The following is a 1,390-nucleotide window of genomic DNA, read 5'->3' as shown; positions in this document are numbered from 1 at the left end:
CGGGCCTTGACCCCGGATAGTGGACACGGGGTGGATTACGCGGCGTCCGGAACGGTAGCTGCGAAGTCTGCCTCGTAGGTGTTCGGGGTCTGGTAGCGGCAGTAGGAGTGGCGGCGTCGGGTGTTGTAGCGGGTCAACCATCGGAACAGTTGCCGACGGCAGGTGGCCTGATCGGGCCAGAACGCGTTGTCCTGCAACACTTCCCGCTTCAGGGTGGCGTTGAACGACTCGGCGAGGGCGTTGTCGGCGCTGGACCCGACCGCACCCATCGACTGCTGGACGTCGAGTCGGTCGCAGAGGTTGGCGTAGGCGCGGCTGGTGTAGACCGAGCCGTGGTCGGAGTGGAAGATCGACCCGGCGAGGGAGCCGCGGTCCGCGGCCGCCGCTCGGAGGGCGTCTGCGACGAGGTCGGTGCGCATGTGGTCGGCGAGCGCCCACCCGGTCAGGCGCCGGGAGTGGCAGTCGATCACGGTGGCCAGGTAGAGGTTCCCGCCATCGGCCAGGGGTAGGTAGGTGATGTCGCCGACATAGACGATGTTCGGGGCGGGCGCGGTGAAGTCGCGCCCGAGCAGGTCGGGCACCGGGCTCTGGGCGGGCTCGGGGATGGTGGTGCGCACCCGGCGACGGCGGCGGTAACCCGCGATGCCGTGCTCGCGCATGACCCGGCCGATCCGCTTGTGGTTCACCCGCTGCGCCGGCTCGACGCCGTCGTTGATTTCGGCGGTGATCCGCGGCCGCCCGCAGGTGCGGTCTCCGTCGTGCACGGCGCGGATCCGCTCGGCCAAGGCGGTGTCCGCGGCAGTGCGCTTCGCGCGGGCGGGCGCGGCGGCGAGCCAGGCGTAGAACGAGGAACGTCGCACGTCGAGTAGTGCGCACAGCCGCTTCACCGTCCAGCCCCGGCGGGGGCTGGAGGTCGTGTCGGAGTGGTCGGCGACGAACTGGAAGCGGGTCACCAGTTCGTCGCCCCGGCGAAATACTTGGCCGCCTGGCGAAGGATCTCCCGCTCGGTCTCGAGTTTGGTCTTCTCCGCCCGCAGTGCCTTGTTCTCGGCTTCGAGGCGGGCCAGACGCTGCTCGGGCGTCTCATCCGCGACGGGCACGACACCGGCGTTCTGGCGTGGCGCACGCACCGAACGTGCGCTGCGGGTGCGGGTGCCGTCGGGGGCGGTGCGGGTCCCGGTCCCGAGGTTGTCCAGCCACAACGCCAGCGTGGCCCGCTCGACGCCCAGGTCGGCGGCGATGCCCTTCACCGTCGCCCCGGGCGTGGACTCGTACAGCTCGACGGCCTGCCGACGGAACTCGTCGGAGTAGTTCTTGCGGGCCATGGTCAGACATCATCTCGCTTCCCCCGACCGTGCGGGGATCAGCGTGTCCACGGAACGGGGTCAGGG

1 protein-coding gene is annotated in these 1,390 nt (G+C 70.4%); it reads right to left on the bottom strand.

All coding sequences use genetic code 11. From position 1 onward, the window contains the following. Positions 1 to 35: 35 nt before the first annotated feature. Positions 36 to 1,324, bottom strand: a protein-coding gene (locus PSU4_RS30870) for an IS3 family transposase (protein WP_125911393.1) whose coding sequence is annotated in 2 segments (ribosomal slippage) — positions 36 to 970 and positions 970 to 1,324 — 1,290 coding nt in all. Because the reading frame shifts where the segments join, the coding sequence is not laid out codon by codon here. Positions 1,325 to 1,390: the final 66 nt, after the last annotated feature.

The sequence above is a fragment of the Pseudonocardia sulfidoxydans NBRC 16205 genome, assembly GCF_007989085.1.
In the GTDB taxonomy this organism is placed as follows: domain Bacteria; phylum Actinomycetota; class Actinomycetes; order Mycobacteriales; family Pseudonocardiaceae; genus Pseudonocardia; species Pseudonocardia sulfidoxydans.
This window is presented reverse-complemented; position numbering and strand designations above follow the sequence as displayed.